26 protein-coding genes are annotated in these 25,364 nt (G+C 36.1%); 15 read left to right on the top strand and 11 right to left on the bottom strand.

Translation table 11 applies throughout. From position 1 onward, the window contains the following. The first annotated feature begins 1 nt into the window (after nt 1). From B176_RS0109890 to B176_RS0109870, 4 genes are all read left to right on the top strand, one after another. Entirely contained in the window at nt 2–1,165 is a 1,164-nt protein-coding gene (locus B176_RS0109890) for an RsmB/NOP family class I SAM-dependent RNA methyltransferase (protein WP_017258648.1), read from the top strand. A gap of 100 nt (nt 1,166–1,265) precedes the next feature. Continuing rightward, a complete protein-coding gene (locus B176_RS0109880) occupies nt 1,266–1,862 on the top strand; it encodes a fasciclin domain-containing protein (protein WP_017258647.1) in 597 nt (198 codons plus the stop codon). A gap of 646 nt (nt 1,863–2,508) precedes the next feature. Further along, nucleotides 2,509–5,106: a DNA gyrase subunit A gene (gene gyrA, locus B176_RS0109875; RefSeq protein WP_017258646.1), complete on the top strand. Its 2,598-nt coding sequence runs from the start codon at nt 2,509–2,511 to the stop codon at nt 5,104–5,106. A gap of 29 nt (nt 5,107–5,135) precedes the next feature. Next, complete coding sequence (locus B176_RS0109870) at nt 5,136–6,314, top strand: tetratricopeptide repeat protein (RefSeq protein ID WP_154647943.1); 1,179 nt, start codon at nt 5,136–5,138, stop codon at nt 6,312–6,314. Nucleotides 6,315–6,766: 452 nt separating this feature from the next. Here B176_RS0109870 and B176_RS0109865 read toward each other — a convergent pair whose 3' ends face one another. Genes B176_RS0109865 through B176_RS0109845 form a run of 5 tightly spaced genes read right to left on the bottom strand, consistent with a single transcriptional unit; the run spans nt 6,767 to nt 10,297 of the window. Beyond that, nucleotides 6,767–7,729 carry a YihY/virulence factor BrkB family protein gene (locus tag B176_RS0109865; protein WP_017258644.1) on the bottom strand — a complete coding sequence of 321 codons (963 nt, stop codon included), beginning with the start codon at nt 7,727–7,729 and terminating at the stop codon, nt 6,767–6,769. 9 nt (nt 7,730–7,738) lie between these two features. Continuing rightward, complete coding sequence (locus B176_RS0109860) at nt 7,739–8,146, bottom strand: acyl-CoA thioesterase (RefSeq protein WP_017258643.1); 408 nt, start codon at nt 8,144–8,146, stop codon at nt 7,739–7,741. A 1-nt stretch (nt 8,147) separates the two neighbouring features. Further along, nucleotides 8,148–9,194, bottom strand: coding sequence for an endolytic transglycosylase MltG (mltG, locus tag B176_RS0109855; protein ID WP_017258642.1), 1,047 nt, complete (start codon nt 9,192–9,194; stop codon nt 8,148–8,150). 18 nt (nt 9,195–9,212) lie between these two features. Further along, nucleotides 9,213–9,527 carry a rhodanese-like domain-containing protein gene (locus B176_RS0109850; protein WP_017258641.1) on the bottom strand — a complete coding sequence of 105 codons (315 nt, stop codon included), beginning with the start codon at nt 9,525–9,527 and terminating at the stop codon, nt 9,213–9,215. 2 nt (nt 9,528–9,529) lie between these two features. Continuing rightward, a complete protein-coding gene (locus B176_RS0109845; protein WP_017258640.1) occupies nt 9,530–10,297 on the bottom strand; it encodes a PASTA domain-containing protein in 768 nt (255 codons plus the stop codon). A 191-nt stretch (nt 10,298–10,488) separates the two neighbouring features. Between B176_RS0109845 and B176_RS0109840 the strand changes: the two genes are divergently transcribed. After that, complete coding sequence (locus tag B176_RS0109840; protein WP_017258639.1) at nt 10,489–11,481, top strand: D-alanine--D-alanine ligase; 993 nt, start codon at nt 10,489–10,491, stop codon at nt 11,479–11,481. 275 nt (nt 11,482–11,756) lie between these two features. On the opposite strand, the gene B176_RS0109835 is transcribed toward B176_RS0109840, so the two are convergent. Then, nucleotides 11,757–12,176 carry an acyl-CoA thioesterase gene (locus B176_RS0109835; protein ID WP_017258638.1) on the bottom strand — a complete coding sequence of 140 codons (420 nt, stop codon included), beginning with the start codon at nt 12,174–12,176 and terminating at the stop codon, nt 11,757–11,759. Between the two features lie 57 nt (nt 12,177–12,233). Next, nucleotides 12,234–13,016, bottom strand: coding sequence for a class I SAM-dependent methyltransferase (locus B176_RS0109830; RefSeq protein WP_017258637.1), 783 nt, complete (start codon nt 13,014–13,016; stop codon nt 12,234–12,236). A gap of 236 nt (nt 13,017–13,252) precedes the next feature. Here B176_RS0109830 and B176_RS0109825 point away from each other — a divergent pair, with 236 nt between their 5' ends. Continuing rightward, complete coding sequence (locus B176_RS0109825; RefSeq protein ID WP_017258636.1) at nt 13,253–13,801, top strand: tetratricopeptide repeat protein; 549 nt, start codon at nt 13,253–13,255, stop codon at nt 13,799–13,801. Nucleotides 13,802–14,152: 351 nt separating this feature from the next. After that, on the top strand, nt 14,153–15,388 hold the full coding sequence (locus tag B176_RS0109820; protein WP_083852703.1) for a 1-acyl-sn-glycerol-3-phosphate acyltransferase: 1,236 nt from the start codon (nt 14,153–14,155) through the stop codon (nt 15,386–15,388). Here the strand turns inward: B176_RS0109820 and B176_RS0109815 are convergent. Next, nucleotides 15,378–16,436, bottom strand: a complete 1,059-nt coding sequence (locus tag B176_RS0109815; RefSeq protein ID WP_017258634.1) for a VOC family protein — start codon at nt 16,434–16,436, stop codon at nt 15,378–15,380. The genes B176_RS0109820 and B176_RS0109815 overlap by 11 nt on opposite strands. 3 nt (nt 16,437–16,439) lie before the next feature. Then, the gene (locus B176_RS0109810) at nt 16,440–17,165 is read right to left on the bottom strand and encodes a TIGR04283 family arsenosugar biosynthesis glycosyltransferase (protein ID WP_017258633.1); all 726 of its coding nucleotides are present in this window, start codon (nt 17,163–17,165) and stop codon (nt 16,440–16,442) included. 88 nt (nt 17,166–17,253) lie between these two features. Here B176_RS0109810 and B176_RS0109805 point away from each other — a divergent pair, with 88 nt between their 5' ends. The 3 genes from B176_RS0109805 (at nt 17,254) to B176_RS0109795 (ending at nt 19,986) form a co-directional block, all read left to right on the top strand. Then, nucleotides 17,254–18,036 (top strand): DUF547 domain-containing protein, encoded by a 783-nt coding sequence (locus tag B176_RS0109805; RefSeq protein WP_017258632.1) that lies wholly within the window; start codon nt 17,254–17,256, stop codon nt 18,034–18,036. Nucleotides 18,037–18,116: 80 nt separating this feature from the next. Beyond that, the gene (gene rpsO, locus B176_RS0109800) at nt 18,117–18,401 is read left to right on the top strand and encodes a 30S ribosomal protein S15 (protein ID WP_017258631.1); all 285 of its coding nucleotides are present in this window, start codon (nt 18,117–18,119) and stop codon (nt 18,399–18,401) included. A 223-nt stretch (nt 18,402–18,624) separates the two neighbouring features. Continuing rightward, nucleotides 18,625–19,986, top strand: a complete 1,362-nt coding sequence (locus B176_RS0109795; protein WP_017258630.1) for a pyridoxal-phosphate dependent enzyme — start codon at nt 18,625–18,627, stop codon at nt 19,984–19,986. An 86-nt stretch (nt 19,987–20,072) separates the two neighbouring features. Here the strand turns inward: B176_RS0109795 and rpoN are convergent, their stop codons facing one another. Continuing rightward, complete coding sequence (gene rpoN / locus B176_RS0109790; RefSeq protein WP_017258629.1) at nt 20,073–21,545, bottom strand: RNA polymerase factor sigma-54; 1,473 nt, start codon at nt 21,543–21,545, stop codon at nt 20,073–20,075. Nucleotides 21,546–21,692: 147 nt separating this feature from the next. Here rpoN and mscL point away from each other — a divergent pair, with 147 nt between their 5' ends. The 5 genes from mscL to tsaB all read left to right on the top strand — a co-directional run bounded on the left by mscL (nt 21,693) and on the right by tsaB (nt 23,869). Then, on the top strand, nt 21,693–22,076 hold the full coding sequence (gene mscL / locus B176_RS0109785) for a large conductance mechanosensitive channel protein MscL (RefSeq protein ID WP_017258627.1): 384 nt from the start codon (nt 21,693–21,695) through the stop codon (nt 22,074–22,076). A 123-nt stretch (nt 22,077–22,199) separates the two neighbouring features. Continuing rightward, nucleotides 22,200–22,358 carry a 50S ribosomal protein L34 gene (rpmH, locus tag B176_RS0109780; RefSeq protein WP_017258626.1) on the top strand — a complete coding sequence of 53 codons (159 nt, stop codon included), beginning with the start codon at nt 22,200–22,202 and terminating at the stop codon, nt 22,356–22,358. A 66-nt stretch (nt 22,359–22,424) separates the two neighbouring features. Then, nucleotides 22,425–22,823, top strand: a complete 399-nt coding sequence (locus B176_RS0109775; protein WP_017258625.1) for a ribonuclease P protein component — start codon at nt 22,425–22,427, stop codon at nt 22,821–22,823. Then, on the top strand, nt 22,820–23,053 hold the full coding sequence (gene yidD, locus B176_RS0109770; RefSeq protein ID WP_040540378.1) for a membrane protein insertion efficiency factor YidD: 234 nt from the start codon (nt 22,820–22,822) through the stop codon (nt 23,051–23,053). The genes B176_RS0109775 and yidD overlap by 4 nt, the downstream gene beginning before the upstream one ends. Before the next feature lie 126 nt (nt 23,054–23,179). Beyond that, a complete protein-coding gene (gene tsaB / locus B176_RS0109765) occupies nt 23,180–23,869 on the top strand; it encodes a tRNA (adenosine(37)-N6)-threonylcarbamoyltransferase complex dimerization subunit type 1 TsaB (RefSeq protein ID WP_017258623.1) in 690 nt (229 codons plus the stop codon). Here the strand turns inward: tsaB and B176_RS0109760 are convergent. Then, nucleotides 23,866–25,335: a DUF5723 family protein gene (locus B176_RS0109760; RefSeq protein ID WP_017258622.1), complete on the bottom strand. Its 1,470-nt coding sequence runs from the start codon at nt 25,333–25,335 to the stop codon at nt 23,866–23,868. The genes tsaB and B176_RS0109760 overlap by 4 nt on opposite strands. Nucleotides 25,336–25,364 lie beyond the last annotated feature (29 nt).

The raw sequence follows: 25,364 nt of genomic DNA, 5'->3' as shown, positions 1-25,364 counted from the left end.
GATGAAAGCATTTCATCAATTAGCAACTGTAGAGACCATTCTAAATCAGTTTGCATTTGACCAGCCCTTATATCGTTTTTTAGCAACATACTATCGGCAAAATAAGCAGATGGGCTCTAAAGATAGGCGGGTTGCCAGCCATTTAATCTATAACTATTTCCGTTTAGGTAAGGCTTTACCCAATGAAACTTTAGCCGATAGACTTTCTGTTGCCGAGTTTTTGTGCAACACAGAAACCAATTCTTTTATCGCCTATTATAAGCCAGAATTTGAGGAATTTATCCACTTAGGTCTGGATGATAAATTAGAACTGCTGAAAAATAAATTCCCGGATTTCAATCTGTCAGATGTTTTTCCGTTCAATAATAAATTGGATGATGCAGTTGATAAACAACGTTTTTATAAATCGTTTTTTGTTCAGCCAGATTTGTATATCCGTATGCAAAGAGGCAAAGAAAAGCAAATAACGAACTTGTTAAGAAGTGCCTCTTTAGTTTTCGATCAAGTAAATGATCAAACTTTAGCGTTGCCCAACGGTACAAAGCTAGATCAGGCAATTACCGATCAGGGAATTTATGAGGTACAGGATGTTTCATCGCAAAAAGTAGGCAAATTTTTTAAACCCAATAAATGGGAAAAATGGTGGGATTGCTGTGCCGCTTCGGGCGGAAAGTCTTTGCTTTTGCATGATGAAGAACCTACTGTAAAACTATTGGTTTCCGATAACCGGGAGTCAATTTTAGAAAATTTGAGAGAGCGTTTTTTCTTTGCCGGAATTAAAGGTTATCAACGTAAAGTATTGGATTTAACCCAAAACCAAGATCTGTTATTACATGATTACGAATTTGACGGGGTTATTTTAGATGCGCCTTGTAGCGGTTCAGGCACTTGGGGCCGAACTCCAGAGATGATCACCTCGTTTACCGAAAGCAAACTTAAATTTTACACGGAGTTACAAAGAAAAATTGCCACCAATGTGTTGAAGTATTTAAAGGTTGGAAAGCCGTTAATTTATATTACCTGCTCTGTTTTTAAATCAGAAAACGAAGAACAGGTAACTTGGTTATGCAATAGTTTTAACCTGAAGGTGGAAGAGCAAAAATTAATTGAAGGCTATCAAGCTAAAGCAGATACACTATTTGTTGCTAGATTGATCAAACAATAATTTGAAACAATTCCGTGGTTTCATTGTTATAAAATTTAACTGATTAAAAACCACACCGTAAATAATTGCGTAAGTGGGTAAAACATTCAAAACTAATAACATGAAAAAGACATTTTTAAGCTTGGTAATGGTAGCTGCTTTAATTGGCGCCACATTTACAGCTTGTAACAGTAACAAAACAGCAGACCAGAACGCAGACACTATGGCGATGGACAGTATGGCAGTTGATTCTATGGCTATGGAAACAGAAGGCGTTATGGTTGGTGGCGCAATGATGGTTCCATCTAAGAACATTGTTGAAAATGCTGCAGGCTCTAGCGAACACACAACTTTAGTAGCGGCCGTTAAAGCTGCTGATCTTGCCGAAACTTTAAGCGGAGCAGGGCCATTTACAGTTTTTGCACCAACTAACGCTGCGTTTGATGCTTTGCCGGCTGGTACTGTTGAAGGTTTATTAAAACCAGAAAACAAAAGTAAATTGGCTAAAATTTTAACTTACCACGTTGTTACAGGCGCTTTAAAAGCAGCTGACTTAACAGACGGTATGGAATTAACTACAGTTGAAGGTGAAAAACTAAAAGTTTCAATTAAAGATGGTGTTGTAATGGTAGGTAATGCCAAAGTAACTACAGCTGATGTTGTTTCTAGTAACGGTGTTACTCATGTGATTGATGCGGTTTTAATGCCGAAAATGTAAAATACTAAGATCTTGATTGATTGATTGATTGATTGATTGATTGATTGATTGATTGATTGATTGATTGATTGATTGATTGATTGATTTTTTCAAAACCCTATTCGGCAACGAATGGGGTTTTGCTTTTTTTCAACCAATGCGGTCATCCCGAACCAGGTACGAGGGTAATCTGTAGGGTGAGCCAAACGAATGCAGGGGGGCTTGGAGATAGAGTTGTTGGTTGGAGATGATGCACTCTGTTAACCCATCTGAACCCGAGTACCTAAGCCGGATTGAAGCGACATCTTTTTTGTTGCCCTAAAAATTTACATAAAAACAAACAAAAAAATACAGCGGAAAGCCGGGGACTGTCTGTTGTTGAAAACTACCAATTGACTTCTTTCAAAAAAGAAATTTCGCCAATTTTCATTTGGTCGAGATTGAATAGCCTAAAAAAGTGAGAGACAAACCATTTCTCAGATTTTAGTCCTTAAAAACAAGTAATTATAGCGCACCCTATAGGCCTCAAATTTTATCCCTCAATCTAAAATCTCCCCTAAAACATTGGGTAAAAAATTATCAACACAGCTGGTCTATTTGCCTTAAATTGTTAACTTCGCAAAACACTTTTTTTAAAATTGTTGCAATTTAGATTTTAAAACAGAACATGGCTGAAGAAACGGATCAGAACGAAGGACAACACGACAAAATCATTAAAATTAATATTGAGGAGGAGATGAAATCGGCGTATATCGATTATTCGATGTCGGTTATTGTTTCCAGAGCTTTACCAGATGTAAGAGACGGTTTAAAACCCGTTCACCGCAGGGTACTTTACGGTATGCTTGATTTAGGTTTGGCAAGTAATAAGCCTTATAAGAAATCTGCCCGTATTGTGGGGGAGGTTTTAGGAAAGTACCACCCACACGGTGATAGTTCCGTTTACGACACCATGGTGCGTATGGCACAAACTTGGTCTCTGCGCTATCCTTTGGTGGATGGGCAAGGTAACTTTGGTTCTATTGATGGTGATTCGCCCGCAGCAATGCGTTATACCGAAGCCCGTTTCAAGAAAATGGCCGAGGAAATGTTGGCAGATATCAACAAAGATACCATCGATTACCGCTTAAACTTTGATGATTCCTTGCAGGAGCCAACCGTTTTACCGTCCAAATTCCCTAACCTTTTGGTTAATGGAGGGTCTGGTATTGCGGTAGGTATGGCTACCAATATGGCGCCACATAACCTTACAGAGGTAATTGACGGGATTGTAGCTTATATTGAAAATACAGAAATTACCATTCCAGAGTTGATGGAGTTTATTAAAGCTCCAGATTTTCCTACAGGCGGTATCATTTACGGTTACGAAGGCGTTAAAGATGCTTTTGAAACAGGTAGAGGCCGTGTGATGATGCGTGGTGTTGCCGAAATTGAGACTTTACCAAACGACAGAGAACGTATTATTGTGAGCGAGATACCTTATCAGGTAAATAAAGCCATGATGATTGAGCGGACTGCTGAATTGGTAAATGAGAAGAAAATTGAAGGAATTTCTGAGATCAGAGATGAGTCTGATAGAGAGGGAATGCGTATCGTTTACGAAATCAAACGTGATGGGAACGCAGCTATTGTTTTAAACAACCTGTACAAGCATACCGCTTTACAAACTTCTTTTAGTGTAAACAACATTGCGTTGGTTAAAGGCCGACCAATGATGCTGAACCTGAAAGATTGTATCCGCCATTTTGTGGATCACCGCCATGAGGTTGTTGTTAGAAGAACGCAGTTTGAATTAACAGAGGCTCAGAAAAGAGCACATATTTTAGAAGGTTATTTAATTGCTTTAGATCATTTAGATGAAGTAATTAAGTTAATTAGAGCTTCCCAAACACCTGAAGAAGCTCGTGAAGGCTTAATGGCTCAGTTTGCTTTGTCTGATTTACAGGCGAGAGCTATTTTGGACATGACGCTCCGTCGTTTAACTGGTCTGGAAAGAGACAAGATTAAAGACGAATATGATGAGTTGATGAAAACCATCGATTACTTAAAATCAATTTTAGCTGATGAAGGTTTGCGTATGCAGATCATCAAAGACGAATTGGCGGAAATGAAAGAAAAGTACGGTGATGAGCGTAGAACTCAAATTGTACACTCGGCTGCAGAGATGATGACCGAAGATTTCATTGAAGATGAAGAAGTAGTAATTACAATTTCTAGAGAAGGTTATATCAAAAGAACTCCTTTAACAGAATACCGCACACAAGGACGTGGAGGTAAAGGAAGTTTAGGATCTAATTCCAGAGATAATGATTTTATCGAATACATCTTTGTTGCATCAAACCATAATTACCTATTGTTCTTTACGGATAAAGGAAAATGCCATTGGTTAAGAGTATTTGAAATTCCGGAAGGCTCACGTACCAGTAAAGGTAGAGCAATACAAAATATCATTAACGTTGATAAAGATGAGCGCATAAGAGCGTACATTAAAGTGGTAAACCTGAAAGATCAGGATTACTTAGAAAACAACTTTATTATCATGTGTACCAAAAAAGGTACCATTAAGAAAACAAGTTTACAGGCTTACAGTCGTCCACGTTCAAATGGAATTAACGCCATTAACATTAACGATGATGATGAACTATTAGAAGCGAACCTAACTTCGGGATCATCAGAAATTGTGATGGCTTTACGTTCTGGTAGAGCGATTAGATTCAACGAATCTACGGTTAGACCAATGGGACGTACCGCAACTGGTGTTCGTGGAATTAGGTTAGCACATGATAAAGATGAAGTTGTGGGTATGGTGAGTATCGAAAATTCTGAAAGCACTATTTTAGTGGTATCTGAAAAAGGTTACGGAAAACGTACCGATATTGAAGATTACCGTGTAACAAATAGAGGTGGAAAAGGTGTTAAAACCATTAACGTAACCGAGAAAACCGGACAATTAGTTTCTATTAAAGACGTTACAGATACTGATGACTTGATGATCATTAACCGCTCTGGAATTGTGATTAGAATCGCCATGAGTCACTTAAGAGTGATGGGTAGGGCTACGCAAGGCGTTAGGTTGATTACCCTTAAAGGTGAAGATTCTATCGCATCTGTGGCTAAAGTTCAGCATGATGAGGAAGAGGAAACAGAAGCAGTAGTTATTGATGAAACAGATGTAGCAGAAGGTGGTACAGATGAAGTTGAAGATGACGAAGCAGACGATGTTGCGGGCGATGACGAAACAGAAGAAGATAAAAACGAAGATTAAATAAATAATAAACAGAAAAAAGTTCAGAGATGAAAAAGACAATTTTAAGCATGCTGCTTGTTTCCTTCTTTTTTGCAGCTAATGCCCAAAAGAGCGAAATTAGTGCAGCAAAAAATAATTATGCCCTTTATGAAGTTGGTATGCAAACCAAAACTCCAATGAAGAAACAATTGGAGACTTTAAAACTGGCAAAGGAATCTACAGATAAAGCCGTTGAAAACTCAAAAACAGCGAATAATGCAGAACTTTGGGCTTATAGGTCGTTGATATTGTCTTCAATATCTGTTACAGATACGGTAAACAAAGCCAATGCAAGTTCTGCTTTTGATTCAGCACAGGAAGCAATCACGAAAGCGAAAACATTGGACGGAAAAAAAGAGTATGCTAAAATTACCGAAAGTGCAGAAAAGAACCTTTCGATTATGATGCAAAATAGAGGTGTTGCCGCTTTCAACAAAAAGGACTATAAAGAAGCTTATAAATCTTTCAAGTTTATTGCCGACGTAATGCCAGAGGATTCGTTGTTTAATATGTACACTGCAATTGCTGCAAACAGCTCGCAAATGTATGATGAGGCAATTAAGTACTACAAGCAAACCATCAAATTAAATCCAAAAAACCCAGGATTATACCAGGAACTGGAACGCGTTTATATTGCTAAAGCAGATACTGCAGGCGCACTTAAAGTGATTGAAGAAGGTAGAGCTTTGCATCCAGAAAACATGAATCTGATTTTTGATGAGCTTAACATCTATTTAAATAGAGGAGAAACTTCAAAGCAGATTTCGAAAATTGAGAACGCAATAGCGAAAGATCCAAAGAACAAGACTTTACTCTTTGTTGCGGGGATTGCCTACTCTGCTAATAAGCAAAGCGATAAGTCTATAGAAGCTTACAAAAAAGCGTTAGAAATTGATCCAGCTTATACAGACGCTATTTATAACCTAGCCGTTATTTACATCAATAAGGGTAATGATTATATTACTGCTGCAAATAAATTGCCTCAAAACAAGGCTTCAGATGCTAAGTACAACGATTTAAAAAAGAAATTTGAAACAGAGTTGTCAAACGCAATGCCTTTATTAGAAAAAGCTAGAGAGCTAAATCCTAAAGATGTAAACACATTAACTACCTTAAGAGAGGTTTATATTAAGTTAGGTAAGTTGGACAAAGCAACGGAGGTTAAAAAGACTTTAGATCAAATGTAATATTTGCTTTCGCAGATTAGAAAACATCAATATGAAAGCTCTGCTAGATTTATTTCTAGCGGAGCTTTTTGTTTTTTCGCCATGCTGACGGTTGGAAGCATCTCGCAAGTAAAGTTAACCGGACGAATGTAAGCGCTTATAATAACTAAGTTCGGGTATTAATTTTTCGAAGATCAATAGAAATGGGCTTTAGCCCAATGCAGTTAAGTTAAGGCGGGCGTCATGTTGAACGATAGTGAAACATCTCACAAATAGGTGTCCTGTTAGCATGGAAACCCTGAAAGTGAGATGTCTTGTATCCTCGACCTGACGGCCTGAAGAGAAAAACCGTTTAAATAATGACATTGGGCTTCATCCCGTTTTAAATGGATAGTTTTCATCGGGCTTTAGCCAAAAAATCAATTGTACAGATTACGATGCGCTAAAGCTCAACGCAAATTAAATCTTTAAGTCTAGGATCTAAAAGCATTCTTTTTAGGTGGTACTACTAGTTTGATGCTCCTTTTAGATAAATCTAAACTCGCATTTAACTCAAAACCAATCAATAAAATCAGGGAGTTGAGGTAAAGCCAAATCATAACCACCAGTAATGTTCCAATAGAGCCGTAAAGCTTGTTGTAAGTTCCAAAATTGTTGATGTAAAATGTGAAACCGAAGGAAGTGAGGACTGCCAAAACAGTAGCCAACAAAGATCCTGCGCTAAAAAATTTCCATTTTTTTGAATTTGCTGGGCCGTATCTGTACAACAAAGAGGTGGTAACAAAATAAACGATTATAATAATCGCCCAACGGCTAATCATAATCAAATAAATCCAAAAAGCACCGTCGGCAAAGTGAAGTTCGTTGCGTACAAACGTAATTACAAATTCGCCGATTACCATTACAGAAACGCCAATAATTAAAGAAAAAGCGGTGAGTAAGGTGAGGTTTAACGCGACGTACCTTTGTTTAAGAAAAGTACGGGTTTCTACAATTAACGACGATTTATTGAAAGCCTGCATCAATGTATTGATTCCGTTGGTTGCAAAAACCAAAGCCAATATAAAACCTAAGGAGAGCAATTTACCATTCTGGTTTTTTACGATATCCTCCAAAGTAGATTCAAAAGCCAAATAAGCATTCTCTGGCAAAAGCAAGGCAATAATTGCCATCAGCTGGTTTTGGAAATTGCTGATGGGAATGTAAGGGATTAAAGTGAAAAGGAAAATAATGGACGGAAAAAGCGCCATCATAAAGTTGTAGGCCAGCGATGAAGCTTTATTTAATAAAGAGTCCTTTTGTATCTCCTGAAAAAAGAAAACGGCAACGGTGTATAAGGGGAGCGGACTAAAACCAGGTAGTACAATATGTTTTGACCATGCTATAAAAGTACGGTAAAACCTAAAGCGTAAAAGGAACTTGTGTAGCCACTGCATCAATCTAATTTATGAAAAATAACTTTCAATAGCGTTCATGAAGTTTTTAGGTGCCATACATGGCTTGTTCTTTTCAATATTTACGAATACCAAGGTGGTTTCTCCCAAATTAATCAACACTTCGTTTTCGTTGTAAAGCTCATACTTAAAAACAATTCTGGCTCTTGGTTTTTCGTCTATAATCACCTTGATCCTGATTAAATCATCGTAAAGCGCAGGCTTAATGTATTTGCATTTTAATTCTAAAACAGGCATCATCACGCCGGCTTCTTCCATAGACCTGTAAGACATGCCCAAACTTCTCAGCATTTCGGTACGGGCAACTTCATACATGGTAGCATAATTACCATAGTACATATAACCCATTTGGTCGGTATCGGCATATCTAATCCTAATTTTTGTTTCGAAGCTAAACATGCTATTTCTTTATATTTCTTTGATTTAAGGCTTGCTGAAATCTCCGGGCATTTACTAAATGTGCTGATAAAGTTGAAGCAAAGTTATGATAGCCAGAGAAATCTTCCTTAGCACACATGTAAATATAATCGTGGGTTTTAGGGCTCAAAACAGCGTCTATAGCTTTTATAGAAGGCATGGTGATTGGTCCTGGAGGTAAACCTTTATTTCTATAAGTATTATAGGGTGAATCTTTAGTTAAATGCCTGTTTAAAACCCTACGGATGGTGAAATCGTTATTAGCGAAAATCACAGTTGGATCTGCTTCTAATTTAATGCCCTTGTGCAAACGGTTTAAATACAAACCCGCGATGGTTGGCATTTCGTTATCCATCAGCGCTTCGCTATCTACAATGGAAGCCAGAATAGTAATTTCCTGCGGACTAAGATTTAACGCCCCAGCTTTTTGTAAGCGTTCTGCATTCCAGAATTTTGTATATTCTTTGTTCATCCTTTCAAAGAAATCCTTAGCGCTCAAGTCCCAATACATTTCGTAAGAATTTGGGATAAACATTGTGTAAATGTTGTCTGTATTAAAACCGTAAGTTTTTACATAAGCGCCCGAATCTAAAAGGTTAATCAATGATAAAGAATCAAACTCCAGTTTTTTTGACACCATAGCCACCAAACTGGTTTTTAAACGAACGTTTCTGAAAGCAATTTTCACTGCTTCTTGGTTCCCCGCAATTAGCATGTTCAGCACCTCACGGTTGTTCATTCCCTTTTTAAAAGGATATTTTCCCGATTTGATTTTGGAACTGTACGCTCTGTCTTTTGCTAAACTGTAAAACGTACTGCTATCAATCAGTAAGTTGTTTTTTGCAATAGAATCTTTTACTTGCTGAAATGAAGCATCTGTTGGGATGTATAAGTAAGTCTTTTGCTCAACGTTGGTGTTATCTTTTAAATACTTTTTGTAAAGCTTGGGGATAATTGCCAAGCCTGTAACTACTAAAATGAGCAGTAATATGATCGCAACGGTGCTTCCTTTTGTTAATTTATTAGCCATTAGATGTATAAATGTGTTTTATAAGTCGGATGTAATTCTTTGTAATTTCAACAAGCCACCAATTAGGTTTCTTGTATTTAAATAGCCAGCATTTACCAAAATTTGTTTTGCAGTTTTGCTTCTTAAACCTCTTTGGCAGATCACAATGATGGGTTGCGCTGTGTCTAATTCCAAATCTTCATCAGCAATTAATTGCGGTAGTTGCCCTAAAGGAATGTTTTTGCCACCCACATTGAAAGTATGGAATTCTAAATTTTCTCTAACATCTATCAGCTGTACATAAAGCGGATGTTTGATCAGTTCGGCAAATTCTTCAACTTCTATATCTTGCATTTTTAATCGTTTGATAATACCAAGTTAATTTTTGTACCAATACTAATTTTATTTAAAGAGTCTGGCGTGTAAGATGGGTATTGATGCTTGATGATGGCGTTTGAAGAGTCTCTAACCACGCCCTCATAACTCAATTCACCCACAGATAAGGAAGCTCCTTTGATTGAAAACATAGCCTCACTAAGCGTTAAACCTACTAAATTCGGTAGTTCCACTTCGCTTGCGCCAAATCCATCGCCCAATACCAAATCAATTCTTGATCCTTTCGGTATTTTTTGTCCAACCCTAAGTTTTTGACCTGCATATGAAAAAGATAAAACTGCATCTTTAGCAATGTCAGACTGGTAAGTGGTATCGCCCAATTTTAATCCATAATTGGTAAGCATTGCCCTAACTTCAATAAAAGTTTTATCTGTAATATCAGGAAAAACCACATCAGGTGTTTGCGAGCTAACAATCGTTAAATAAATCATACGGTTGTCTTTTACATTTGTACCTGCATCTGGGTCTTGTTCGGTTACCAAGCCTGCTGGTTTGTCTAATATAAAAACCGAATCTACCTGATACCTAAAACCTTCTTGTTCTAAAATTTCAACGGCCTTTTCGATATTTAAGCCTTTAAAATTTGGAACAGGTCTGCCTTCGCCGTGGCGAGTATAAAACCTTAAACTTATAAAAAGGGTAAAAACGAGTACCACAATCACCGTAAAGGCGATGATTGCCTGTTTTCTAAATTCTGGACTAGCTAAATATTTAAAAAATCTACTCATTTAAGGGCTTTGTTTATTTTTTCAAACTTAGCCAAAATTAAAGAATTTGACCGAATTAAATGTGTTAATAAGCGTTACTTTAAACATTAAATTTATATTTGAACGGTAAATTAAACGTTTAATTTTTGGGGATGTTTTTCACTCAACAAAATATTTATTAGCAACCAAAACATATTTAAATAGCTCAAAAAATGAAAAAGAACATAGCCTTATTGGCGGGAGGTTACACAGGCGAATCCGTAGTTTCTTTAAACAGTGCACAGCAAATTGAATCGGTGTTAGATTATGATTTGTACAACGTTTACAAAATTATATTTACACAGGAGGAATGGTATTACCAGGCAGAAAACGGAGAGAAATCTATTATCGATAAAAATGATTTTAGCATTGTTACCGCATCCGGAAAAATAACTTTTGATATCGTGTTTATCATCATTCATGGTTCGCCAGGCGAGGACGGTAAACTACAAGGTTATTTTGATCTATTGAAAATTCCTTATACCACTTGCGATGCCACAACATCGGCACTTACGATGAATAAAGGTTATACCAAAGCGGTCGTTTCTGGTATCAGTAACTTAAATGTCGCTTCTTCTTTACAGCTTTTTACCAATAATTTAACCATTGAACAAGAGATTCAAAGCCAGCTAAAACTACCTCTTTTTATCAAGCCCAACAACGGCGGTAGTAGTATTGGCATGTCTAGAGTGAATAAATGGGAGGATTTAAAAGGCGCATTGGATAAAGCTTTCGCAGAGGATTCGCAGATTTTGGTAGAGGAGTTTATAAACGGTAGGGAGTTTACTGTCGGGATTTATAAAGCGAAGGGCGAAGTAGTTGTTTTGCCGGTGACGGAGATTAAGTCATCTAAAGAATTTTTTGATTACGAAGCAAAGTACACAAAAGGCGTTACCGAAGAAATTACACCAGCTGATCTTTCAGCTGAGCAAACTGAGAAAATAAGCGAAATTGTAAGAAACGTTTTTGCAAAACTGAATTGTAAAGGAGTGGTTAGGGTAGATTTTATTTTACAGGATTTTACCGATGATTTCTACTTTATTGAGATAAATACCGTTCCTGGGCAATCGGCAGCAAGTTTAATTCCACAACAGGTAAAAGCAACCGGAATGACAATGACAGAGTTTTATAGTTTATTGATTGAGGATGCGTTGGTAGGTGGTTAGGTCGTCTTTTGTTAGATGGTTAGTTTTTAGTTAGTTAGTTTTTAGTTGGTTTTTAGTTAGTTAAGTGGTTAGTCGTTAGTAGAAAGAGTTCATTAGTGAACGGTCAATACTGAGTTATTCATTCACTCCTCCAAAATTCTACTCTTTAATCATTAGGAATTAGTCAGTAATGAACAATCAGCAGTGAGTTCTTCATTCACCCCTTCAAAATTAATTTATTCATTACCGTTAGCAAGTAGCTCCCTCTCCTTCGGATAGGGCTGGGGTGAGGCTTTTCAAATACTATAAAGCCTCACCATTTCCTCGCTAACTTCTACACCTTTTCCGGTTTTTAAGTCAATCATTACAAAATCAAACCAGCCACTTGTGCTGGTTTTTTTTGTTTTAAGATTGATGATGTCAAAAGTAACGCGACAACCTTTTCTGTTAATTTCAATGATGCCTGTTTCTACCGAAAAATGATCACCCAAACCTAAAGGTCTTTTGTAATCTATCTGAACGCTTTTTACCACCCATCCGTAGCCCATCCCTAAAAACTCTTCCATAGACATGCCGTAAAAAAGCTCCATCTGCTCATAACGGGCTGCCAAAACATAATCTAAATAAATACTATTGTGCACATGGTTAAACATGTCAATATCATCCGGACGAACTTTATGGTTGGTGGTAAATCTGGAATATTTTTTGTCGGTCATTTTTTATTTCAATTTATATTTTCATAAACACTTCGGCGCTCCCCACACTTTGTTTTCTTACGCTTCTCTTTCCGCCGTTTCTTCTCCTACGCTTCCTTCTCCTTCGGAGAAGGACTGAGGATGAGGCTCTTTCTTCAGTATGATAGTAATGCCACTTCTTAAAGTAGGGGGAATAATGTTTTTAAACGTTCTGTATATTCTCGAGATGGTAGATGGATACTCAAAATATTCGTCCAAAATCAGTTTTTCTACTGTAAAACCGCTTTGTGCTGCCAATTGTTTGAGTTCTTTTGCGGTATACTCCCGATAATGACCTGGATTTTTTAGGTTTTCTCTAGGGATTTCAAACGGATTTTTTCCTGTCAGAAATGAAAGTCTTTTCCGCAATGAAACAGCATTTGGCGTTTGTATAAGTAAATAACCATCAGCGTTTAGCATTTGAGAAAGTTGCTGAATTAGGCATTTTGGAGAGGTGTAAAGATGTTCAATTACTTCGGCACAAACAATCAGGTCAAATTTCTGATGGAGCATTTTTGCATCTAAAAAGTTTAAATCCTGCTGGATAAAATTTGCCTGTTTGAAAATATTAGGACTGGCTAAATGTCCGCCCAAACTTTCCGTTGCATTAAAGCCCATTATGGAAAGCTTTTCATTGAATCTGGCGAATAATAATTCGCTCAAAAAAGACGGACCAATATCCAATACCGAACTAAAATTTTTATTGTTTGACCAGTTTAAAATAATCTCAAATCTTTTTGCATGTATTTCTAAATAGAGTTTTTGTTCCTCATTTAAATCATTCAATTTTTGAAAATAAGAACGTATTTGACTCTTTGTCATCAGAAAGCAGAAGTTTAAAACTGTGACGAAATTAAAAAATAATTGCTTAGGATAGGCTATCTCATAACAGTTGATTTTTTAATGGTGTTAAATTTATACCGTAAGTTGTTTTGAGTTACAGGTTAAATAATTAATACCATTATTAAGTATTTGGCTTTTTTTGCTTTTCGATATTTTTAAAAATAAATTAAACTTTTAGATTAGTTTTGAGTATAAAGGTTAAAAAGGTTTGTGTTATGAAGATTAGAATTTTAACATTGTTTTTATTGGTGTCTGGATTTTGTTTTGCCCAGGAAAAAAATGGGGGTCAAAAAGATAAGTCAGGCGATGAATCAAGTGTTAAAACTTCTGCGTTGTACGATGCGGCTTCTAAAAAAATGGACAAGCAAGATTTTAAGGGGGCACTAGAAGATTTAAATAGTTTGTTAGACATAAATCCATCTTTAAGCTTTGCAAGATATAATTTAGCGCATGTTTATTACGAGTTGGGTGACTTTAAGGTTGCACAGGAAAACTATTTGATTTTGTTGAAAGATAATCCGTCAAATATCGACGCTTTATTTAATATAAGTATTATCAGAAGTTTGCTAAATGATGATGAAAGTGCATTAGAGACCTTTGCATCGTTGATAAAAGTCCAAAATAAGAATGCTAAAAATTACCTGAATAGAGGTTTAGTTTATCATAAAATTGGCAAGTTTGAATTGGCGAGGCAAGATTGGCAATCGGCAGCGGATTTGGGAAGTAAAGAAGGGGCTGATTTATTAAAACAATTTCCAAAATAATTTCTAATTGCTCCAAGTGATTATTGTAAACTCAATAGTTTAATGACTTATTAATTGAGTTAAAAAAAAATTCTATTGGAACTTTTTTTTGCTTTAGTTTCTAAGATCAGAGGAATCAATTTCAGTTAAAGTGAACTTTCTGCGCATGGTCTAGGAAAAGGGCTCGGGTAGCTTAAAAAAGCAGCCTATCTTACATAAAAACCATGTGATTTCGTGGCTTTTTATCCACCAAAATTGGGCAGTCAACAAATATATTTGGTGTAATAATAAATAACGCTTGGCGGCGATCTACTTACAAGCTTTTCCTTTAGCGATCGCAAAAGAATTATTAGCTTTAAGCTTTATTCAAATATGATATACCGACTGTTTTACTACCTCATAAAACTCACCTGTTTCTTCTATTTTAAAAAAACACGAATATACCACCCCGAAAATTTCGACTTTAAAAATCCTTTAATTATCTGCGCAAACCATGGTAATTCTTTTATGGATGCCATATTGATTGCAATAAATAGCAAACGCACCTTACATTTTTTGGTCAGAGCCGATGTGTTCGATACACCTTTTAAGCGATGGTTTTTTGGTAGATTGAATATGATGCCGATTTATAGGATTAGGGATGGGAGGGAGGCTTTGAAAAACAACGATAGTATTTTTCTGAAATGCAGGAAAATATTGGAAAACAATGGTGCCATTGTGATTTTTCCGGAAGGGAACTGCATTGTAGAAAAGAGATTACGGGCTTTTAAAACAGGTTTTGTCCATTTGGCTTTTAATTCTTCCCTACCTAATTTACAGGTTATGCCAGTTGCCATAAACTATAGCCAACCCACGGAATTTAATACGGATGTGAGTTTGAGTTTTTTAAAGCCCATTTCCGTAGAAGAAATCAAGCGCTCAACTGGTGAGAATGAATTTGATTTTAATAAGCTACTGATGAAGAAAACTCACGATGCTTTAAGGCAACACATGGTTTATATTCCAGATGAAACGGATGATACTTTTTTTGAAAGCGTACTACTCATGCAAAGAAATTCGGTTGTTTTAACGGATATTGAATTTGTAAGCAAACAAGTAAAATTGAGCGAAAGGTTAAGTCAACTCAAAATCAATAATGCGTTAAAGTTTGAAAATTTGAAAAACCGAACGGAGGCGTATTTTGAGCTATTGAAAAGCGAAAGATTAACAGATGAAGCTATTATAGCAAAACAAATCCCTATCTTAAAAATCATATTACTTTTCCCTTTTTATATTTCTGGATTTTTTTTAAACAGCTTACCAGTTGTTTTTCTAGAAAACATTGTAAATACAAAAATTAGGGAGGAGCAGTTTAAAAGTTCAGTAAGGATGGTTTTGTCTTTGTTTATATATCTCATTTATATTTTAACGGTTAGTGCGCTGTTGAATTTGGCTTTCCAGAACTATCTGCTTACGCTCATAATTGTGCTAAGCTTAATGTACTGCTATTACCATATTTTTTCGGATTTTAATTTGTTTGAAAAGCAAAAGCGTAAACTAACCCAGCAAACGCAGGTCGATAAACTAAAAGAAACTAGGGGGCAAATTGTATCGGAATTTAGTCTTTAACCCTCGCTAAAGCCAATAGTTTAACCAGCCAATCGGGAAGGTTTTTGTCTGGATTTCTCTTTTTCATATTCAAATAGATACCCAGTTTTTTTAAGATGGGCACTTTGTGCGTTTCTACAAACTCGATCAAAGTACCATCTGGATCTTCAATATAAGAGAAATGCCCAGCCGCTTTACCCATTCCAAAGCTGTCCCCGCTATCAACCGTAAAATTAAACCCAGCATCTGCACATTCCTGCTTCAGCAAATTCATTCCTATTACATCAAAGCAAACATGGATAAAGCCTAAATCGCCCCAATACCTGTTTTTGTAAACCTTTACGCCTTGTTTATCAATTCTTTCAATCAGTTCAATTTCTGTAGCGCCAAAAAGCTTACTAAAACCGCCAGATTTAGCTTCCGAATGTCGCAGTAAAACTCTTCTAAATTCTGTTTTGCCACCATTAATTTGAGCTAAATCTTCAAAAGTCGCTGTATTATCATGAACGATCTCGTTGTAGCCTAAAATGTCTTTATACAGTTTTAATGAGGCATCCAAGTCAGAAACTCCGATAGCCAATCCGCAAACGCCACCAGTAAGATTCTGGTCACGGTTAAACCAATCCTCACTGCCTATAATTTCAAATAAATTTTGATATGGATCTGCTACGTAAAAATGCAGTTTCCCTTCTGGGGATTTTACCAGATTACTTTTAAGGTTTAGATTTTCTGATTTAAAAAACTCGTAGGTTTTTGCAACGTCTTTTGCTTTAATTTTAATAATGTTGATGCCATAATCTCCCAGTTTTAGTTCCACAGCAGATTTAGCTGGCTTGCGGTTTGTAAATTGCCAAAGCTCAAAACCTGCACCGCCCTGCATATTCATCGCTAAAATAGCATGTCGTTTATGGACTTTGTTACCTGTATATTTTGTCATCAAAGTGGCTTCGGCTAAATCTTCAAAAACGGGAACATCCATTTTAAAATACTTACGGTACCACTTCCATGCTTCCTGAATGTCTCCGCATCCTATTCCAACCTGCTGTATGCCACAAATCTTTTTTCTCATAAACTAGTATTTCATTTCGCTGTTGGGATGGTTCAATAGCTTTTTATAAACCCGGATAATCCAATTGTGATCCACCTTTGCGTAGTACATTACAAATGCAAGTAGGTTTGCCAAATTGACTTTTAAATAGCTGTTGTAATCATACTTGCGGGCAGACACGATTACATTTTTAGGGATAATCTTAAATTTCTCTATTTTCCTCGCTCTAGTAATGATATCGTAATCTTCCATTATTTTATGGAGCTCGCAGTAGCCATTTAATTTGGCAAACAGATTTTTAGTAATAAACAGAGACTGGTCTCCACCTCTGCACATTAGCCGATCAAACCGAGTACAATAAGCATTAAACTTTAGTATTTGTTTATCTGAATCAAATTGAAAGCGATAACAGCCAATCGAGAAACCTTCGTTAATCGCATTTTCAATATCTTCTAAATAGGTGGTGGGTGGTAAGGTGTCCGCATGGACAAAATACAATACACTACCTTTGCTTTTGCTGGCACCGTAATTTAATTGTTGTGCCCGACCTTTCTTTGGCGATGTGTAAAATGCTATATTTAAAGCACTTGCTTGCTCTTCGGTGTTGTCGGTACTTCCGCCGTCACAAACAATGATTTCTACATTTTTGTGGGCAGGTTTTTGTAACTGATGGATGAGCTTTTGAATGTTAGCACCCTCGTTATAGGTTGGGATAATTATACTTAATAACATTGTTGAATCTGTGCTCATCTATCGCTCAAAAAAAAAGGAATAAAAACCAAGTTAAAATAAATTACGTTGCTTTAAGCAAATGAGATTTATACAAATAAAAAAATCAATGAAAATATTAGCCCTTTTACTGATTGTTACCAGCTTAGGTAGCTGTGGCATTAAAAGACCAAAAGAAAGTGATAAGCCTATTGAAACTACAAAGTATAACAAGCTTTCAGAAGATTTAGTTAATAATTTAAAAACCAACAAAAGCGTAACTGCTATACAAAGTATGCTTGCAAAGGTAGATGAAGCTGAATTAAACGAAACCTTAAAGCTTGATGAACAACGCAAAGCGTTCTGGCTAAATGTTTACAACGGTTATATTATCGATATTTTAAAAAAGGATAAAGACCAGTTTAAGGATAGGGGGACGTTTTTTACAAAAAAGCAGATTACCATCGCAGGTAATACATTGAGCTTTGATGATATTGAAAACGGTATGATCAGAAAATCGCAATATAAATTTGGCTTGGGCTACGTTGGAAAAATTTTTCCGCCAAGTTTTGAACGTCGTCTTTGTGTTAAACACCGCGATTATAGAATTCACTTTGCGATCAATTGTGGTGCAAAAAGTTGTCCTCCAGTACGCGTTTACAAAGCGAAAACGGTTAACAGTCAGTTGCAAAACGCAGCGAAGTCTTATTTGACTACGCACACAAAATATGATAAAAACAAGAACGCGGTTAGCACCTCTACGCTCACCAGTTGGTTTAGAGGGGATTTTGGTGGGAAATCTGGAACCAAGGAAATTTTGAAAGCATTTCAATTAATTCCAGAAGATAGCAATCCGTCGATAGATTACGGTACTTATGATTGGACTTTGGATATCCACAACTTTGCTGATTAATTGTTTGAATAATAAATAAATAAGCTTACATTTGCGACCTGTTAAAAAATAAATTTTAACAACTTTAATATTATTCAAGAATGTATTTAAGTACAGAAAAGAAGAAAGAAATCTTCGCACAACACGGAGAAGTAGCAACAAACACAGGTTCTGCTGAAGGTCAGGTAGCATTATTCACTTACAGAATTGCGCATTTAACTGGTCACTTAAAGAAAAACAAAAAAGATTTTTCTACACAATTAGCACTACAAAAACTAGTTGGTAAAAGAAGAGCTTTATTAGCTTACCTTTTCAAAAAAGATATTAACAGATACAGAGCGATTATCAAAGCTTTAGGTTTAAGAGATATCATTAAGTCTATCTAATTTTAGATTTTCTTTACAAAGAGCCATTCCGTTTTTCGGGATGGCTTTTTTGTTTTATATTCATTTTATGAATGTTGGTGGCGGTTGAAAGCTAAAAGCCAATAACAGTATGCAGTAAATCGCTGGCAAATATTGAAGCATAACTGGTTGTCATAATCGTAACGATTTATTTTTATTTCTCTTTTGGGTATCCCCCAAACCATAAGATGTTTAACTTTACCTTATGTGGTACAATAATATTTTAGAAACAATCGGTAATACACCTTTGGTAAAGCTTAATAAGTTGGTGGAAGGTGTTGACGCCACCATTCTGGCTAAAATAGAAACCTTTAACCCAGGGAACTCAATAAAAGACCGTATGGCAATCAAAATGATTGAGGTTGCCGAAAAAGAAGGAAAACTTAAGCCTGGTGGAACGATCATTGAAGGTACTTCCGGGAATACCGGGATGGGTTTAGCGATTGCTGCCGTAATAAAAGGCTACAAATGTATTTTTACCACCACCGATAAACAATCCAAAGAAAAAATGGATGCTTTAAGAGCTTTTGGAGCAGAGGTAATTGTTTGCCCCACAGATGTAGATCCAGAAGACCCGAGGTCGTATTATTCTGTTTCTACACGTTTAGAGCAAGAGAATCCGAATTCTTGGAAACCTAATCAATACGATAATCCAGCGAATTCTTTAGCCCATTATGAGCAGACAGGTCCCGAAATCTGGACACAAACAGAAGGGAAGATTACCCATTTGGTGGTAGGAGTAGGTACAGGTGGAACAATTTCGGGAACCGCTAAATACCTAAAAGAACAAAATCCAGCTATTAAAATCTGGGGCATCGATACTTATGGTTCCGTATTTAAAAAGTACAAAGAAACCGGGATTTTAGATAAAAAAGAAATATACCCATATATTACGGAGGGCATCGGGGAAGATTTTTTACCCAAAAACGTAAACTTTGACCTGATAGATCGGTTTGAGAAAGTAACCGATAAAGATGCCGCATTAATGACTCGTGAGATTGCTCGCAAAGAAGGGATTTTTGTGGGTAACTCCGCTGGGGCTGCCATTGCTGGATTATTACAGCTTAAAAGCGAATTGAAAAAAGACGACGTGGTTGTGGTTATTTTTCATGACCATGGTACACGTTACATGGGTAAAATGTTTAACGATGATTGGTTGCGTGAGCGTGGTTTTTTAGAAGACAACAAACTCACAGCTAAGTCTATTTTAACAAAGCGTAAGCCCCAAGAGATGATTGCGATTGATAGTGAGAAAACAGTGCTGGAAGCGATCAATATTATGAAAGCCCTGCATGTTTCCCAAATTCCCGTTATGCAAAAAGGGATGATTGTAGGTAAAATTACCGAAACGGATGTACTAAATGCCTTGTTAGAAAACCCATCAGTAAAATCCGCAAAAGTAGTAAGCATCCAAACCAATCCTTTTCCATTCGTTGATCTAAACGCCTCTATCGACAAAATATCGGGTTTAATCAATAAAGACAATTGTGCGGTGCTGGTGGAGGATGTTACTGGTAAAATTGAGATTATTACGCAGTACGATATTATTAATGCGATTTCTGGATAAATACTTGTCGAAATTCTTCCTATAAATCTATCTTGATTATTAGTGAAATAACTTAAAAAGGCTGAAATTTCTTTCAGCCTTTTCTTTTAAAGTTCTTTTCTTAATCTAGCAACAGGAATGCCCAGTTGCTCTCGGTATTTAGCGACCGTTCGCCGGGCAATGTTATAACCTTTATCTCGCAATATTTCGGTTAATTTTTCATCGGCCAAAGGTTTGTGTTTGTCTTCTTTGCCAATACATTCCTCCAAAATCATTTTAACCTCTTTATTAGAAACTTCTTCTCCGCTGTCGGTCTGTATCGCTTCAGAGAAAAAAGATTTTAATAAGAATGTACCAAATTCTGTTTGTACGTATTTAGAGTTAGCCACCCTTGATACTGTTGAAATATCCATCCCAATACGGTCAGCGATATCTTTTAAAATCATTGGTCTAAGATTGCGCTCATCACCATCAGACAAAAAGAACTCGTATTGGTAGTTCATAATTGCATTCATTGTTTTTAACAATGTTTGCTGTCTTTGTTTAATGGCGTCAATAAACCACTTTGCCGAATCTAATTTCTGTTTTACAAATTGTACCGCCTCTTTTAATTTCTTGTCCTTGTCTGATGTTTTTTCATAGTGCTGAAACATCTCCTGGTATGATTTGCTGACCCTTAACTCCGGTGCGTTTTTTGAGTTTAGCGTCAGAATCAAAACACCTTCATTCTTGGCGATGTGAAAATCAGGAATAACCTGCATCTGTTTCACATTAGATGCGCCAGAATCACCTGGTTTAGGGTTAAGCTTTAAAATTTCACCTACAATTTCTTTTAACTCATCAGAATTGATGCCTAACGATTTTTCTAATTTATCGTAATGCTTTTTTGTAAATTCATCTAAGTGGTCTTCAACAACTGCTATTGCTTTTTTAATAGTTGGGTTGCTGCTGTCTTTTTTTCGTAACTGAATCAACAAGCATTCTTGCAGGTCTCTTGCACCAATACCTGCCGGATCAAAAGTTTGGATCACCTTCAGCATTTCTTCAACTTCATCTTCTTCTGCAAAAATGTTCTGAGAAAATGCCAAGTCGTCAATTAACGATGGTACCGCTCTGCGTAAATAACCATCATCATCTAAACTGCCAATTACTTGTTGGGCAATCATGTATTCTTTGTCTTCTAAATTCACCAAGTCTAATTGCGCTTGTAAATTCTCGAAAAATGTATTTGTTACTGCGTACGGAAGTTCTTTTTTGTCGTCTTCATCGTCATTATTATCATATCTGCTCCCGTAGTCATTAATGTTGTCGTCCTGTAAATAATCATCAACATTAAACTCATCGGTCATCTCATCCTTGCTTTCGGTTCTAACATCATCGTCAGGGTCTTTATCAGGATATTCCTCCACAGGCTCATTCATGTCGGCAAGACTTAGGTCTTCCAGCGCCGGATTTTCCTCCAATTCTTCTTTAATCCGACTGTCTAATGATACGGTTGGAACTTGCAACAGTTTGATGAACTGTATTTGCTGTGGCGAAAGTTTTTGTAAAAGTTTTTGTTGAAGGTTCTGTTTTAGCATGTATAAATGTAAGTTAAATCCAAAGTTAAAAAAAGCTAGAGCATTGGCGTTATCAATTTTCAAACCAATTTTCTTAAAAATAATTAATTTTTTTTAACATTTAATATTTCAATTTATTAACTTGGATATTCTAAAAAATATAAAATTATGGGATTTGTAAAAGAGTTTAAAGAATTCGCCGTAAAAGGGAATGTGGTAGATTTGGCTGTTGCAGTTGTTATTGGAGCAGCTTTTAGTAAAATAATTAACTCATTTATTGAGGATATTGTTACGCCATTATTGCTAAAGCCAGCTTTAGATGCTGCACATTTAACAAATATTGAAGAACTCACTATTTTTGGAACGGTTAAATACGGTAGCTTTTTATCAGCAATAATCAGTTTTGTAATTGTTGCTTTAGTGTTGTTTATGCTTATCAAAGGCATTAACTCGTTAAAAAAGAAAGAAGTTGCTGCGCCAGTTGCGCCACCAGCTCCAACCAAAGAAGAAGTGTTACTTGCAGAAATCAGAGATTTATTGAAAAACAAGTAAGCTGGTTGATCTTTAGCAATGATTAAATAAAGATTGATTTTTTTATTTAATCATTGCTTTTTTAAAATAACAACCCTATATTTGCACTCTTGATTTTAAAAGAGAGATTTACAATATAACATCATGAAAAGAACATTCCAGCCTTCTCAAAGAAAAAGAAGAAATAAACACGGATTCAGAGAAAGAATGTCTACTGCTAACGGTAGAAGAGTATTAGCTTCTAGAAGAGCAAAAGGCAGAAAAAGACTAACCGTATCAGACGAACGTCGTCATAAAGCATAATTTTGATTGCTTTTAATTATCAATAATTTGATAGTTAGCCGGTGTTTAAAGATTTAAAAGTCGGTAATGGCATCCAAAATATACAATTTTCAAAAAGAAGAACGGTTATATAGTAAAAAACTCTTAGATGAGCTTTTTAAAAACGGTTCTTCTTTTTTATTATACCCTTATCGGGTTACTTGGCTAAGGTCTCCAAACCTAGATCAGCTTTTTCCTGCGCAAGTAGTTATCGCTGTGCCCAAGAAAAGATTTAAACGTAGCGTTGATCGTAATTTAATCAGAAGGCGCATCAAAGAAGCTTATCGTTTAAATAAAGAACAACACTTTTATCAAGCACTTGTAGCCCACAACACCAAACTTGTTTTAGCAATAAACTATGTTGGTAACCAGGCGCATGATTCTTCTTTTCTTGAGAAAAAATTAAACCTTATGTTTGTTGAATGTTTAAATCAGGTAATCAAATGATACGCCTTTTTCAACAGCTTATTGGTTTTTTGTTTTTAGCGATCATCAAGATTTATCAATACGCTATTTCTCCACTTTTAGGTAGTTCATGTAGGTTTACGCCCACTTGTTCTCAGTACGGAATAGAAGCCATCAAAAAACATGGTGCTTTTAAAGGTGGTTGGCTAACGCTTAAACGAATTGGCAGGTGCCATCCATGGGGAAGTCACGGCCATGATCCTGTTCCTTAAGAAGTGAAAAGTAGAAAGTGAAAAGTAGAAAGTAAAAAGTAAAAAGTTGAAAGTGAAAAGGAAAAAACTGAAAGCGAAAACTTTTATACAGGATAAATTAACTGTTAGATTTTATATCATCATAAAATGTCTTTAATACTTCAAATAGAAACGGCTACACAAACTTGTTCTGTTGCACTTGCCCAAAACGGCGAATTGCTAAACGTTATCGAAAAAACGGATAGAAATATTCACGCATCAAATATTACTTTGTTTATTGAAGAGGTTTTAAAGCAGAGCAATAAATCCTTTAAAGATTTGGACGCCATTGCGGTGAGTATGGGGCCTGGTTCTTACACAGGTTTAAGAATTGGGGTGTCCACTGCTAAAGGTCTGTGTTATGCACTTGATATCCCTTTGATCGCCATCAATACTTTACAAGCCATGACAAGTGGTTTTAAAAGCAAGTGCTTTTCTGTACAGGCAAACACCCTTTTTTGTCCAATGATTGATGCTCGTAGGATGGAAGTTTACTGTAGTGTTTTTGACGATAATTTGAATGTGATACTGCATACGGAAGCTAAAATTATAGATGAAACTAGCTTTAATGACGTGTTGAATAACCACATTGTGTATTTCTTTGGAGATGGTGCTGAAAAATGCGAAGAAATGCTTGGCTTGCACTTGAACGCAAGGGTAATGGGCGATTATCAAAATTCTGCAAAAGATCTTACTTTGCCAGCCCTAGAAAAATTCGAAAATAAAGATTTTGTTGATGTGGCTTATTTTGAGCCTTTTTATCTAAAAGAATTTATAGCTGGGAAAAAGAAAGATTAACGTCTGCGGTTTCTCTTGTTATTTTTATTCCAATTTTTATCGATTTGCTTATTCTTCTTCTGAAGTTTTTTACGTTCCTTTTTGCTTAACCTTACAACGTAGCCCGTTTCTTTATCATTTAAACCGGGTATTTCTTCAGCAGTTCCGATATTTTGCATTTTGGGACCAAACTTCACGTTTATGCCGATGTAAAAACTTGCTCTGGGATTGCTTTTTCCAATATTCTCATTTTTGGTGAGGTAAGATTTAGCTAAATAGTAAGTTGGGAAAACCTGTTCGCTACCCGTGTAAAATTCCATATTAGACGATTTTACCATTATTTGGGAGCCTAAGTTGAGTTTGCTTTGTAAATCGTAAATGGGACTTAAACTAAATACAAAACTGTTTTTCTGGAAGTTATTGACCACCGCAATTTGCCCTTGCGGGTTAAAAGTGCTTTTCGAAAATATGAATACAGGTTTATAAAAACCAAACTGTTTTGATGCTGCAAATTCTATTTTGGTGTCTATTTTACTATTGAAAGGCTTGTTTATTTCGTGGGCCTTTGAGTCTGCGATTATAGGATCTAATACTTGCGATATAGCATTATTACCAGATGGATTTAGTATGGTTGTATTGGTATTAAAGCTATATTTAGAAGTGCTTTTTCCCCAATGTATAAAACCCATATCCTTTAGGTTTACGGTGAAATAAAAACCGGATGGTGTTTGATAAGATGTTGCTAAACTTGCTGCCACACCTATATTCTTCAAATTAGGGAGCAATTTTGTTAATGATAAGCTGTTAAAGCCAAAGCTGGAAATATAATTGCCCGTAACGCTGGCGTTGTACGAGCCGTTTTGGTTGACGGTAAGTTGAGAAGCATATACATTTGCTTTATTGTAAGTTAAGCCGTTCAGCAAGCTTAATTTACCGCCAAATGCCCAACGTTTATCGTAGTTTTCTCGGTATGTCAAGCCAAGTTGCCAATAAGTTTGATTGTATCCGTTACCGTTGAACGGGTTTTGGTAAGTTGTCTTTGAAAATTTTCTATAATCATCAATAAACGAGATGATTTCGTTTGTAATATTGGCTAAACCTTCTTCTCTTAGTTGTAAAGAAAAACCCAACTCTCTATTGTAATTTCGGGTTTTAAAAATGCGGTAATTAACCAAGTAAATATTAGAATTTAGGTTAAGTTGGTTTATTTTTGCGTTACCCAAATCAGTAAAACTGCTTTCAGAAACCACTCTTGTAAAAAGGAATTTTTTAAATGATTTTTCTTCGTCGCCTTTAAAGCTTAAAAATCCATTTAAATGAGGTAATAAAGTAACAGCGTATTTTCTACTGAAATCCTTTTCAAAACTCTGCTGAACGGGATTTTCAAAACTATCATACTGGGTGCCGCTGTGGTTAAGCGAAATATTTTGGGAAAATAGGAGTAAAGGAGAAAGAAAAACGATAATCAAACCAGTTATTTTCTTCATCCCTAAATTTATCGTATTAATCCGGAAGA

This window comes from Pedobacter arcticus A12 (genome assembly GCF_000302595.1).
Classification (GTDB): Bacteria; Bacteroidota; Bacteroidia; order Sphingobacteriales; family Sphingobacteriaceae; genus Pseudopedobacter; species Pseudopedobacter arcticus.
This window is presented reverse-complemented; position numbering and strand designations above follow the sequence as displayed.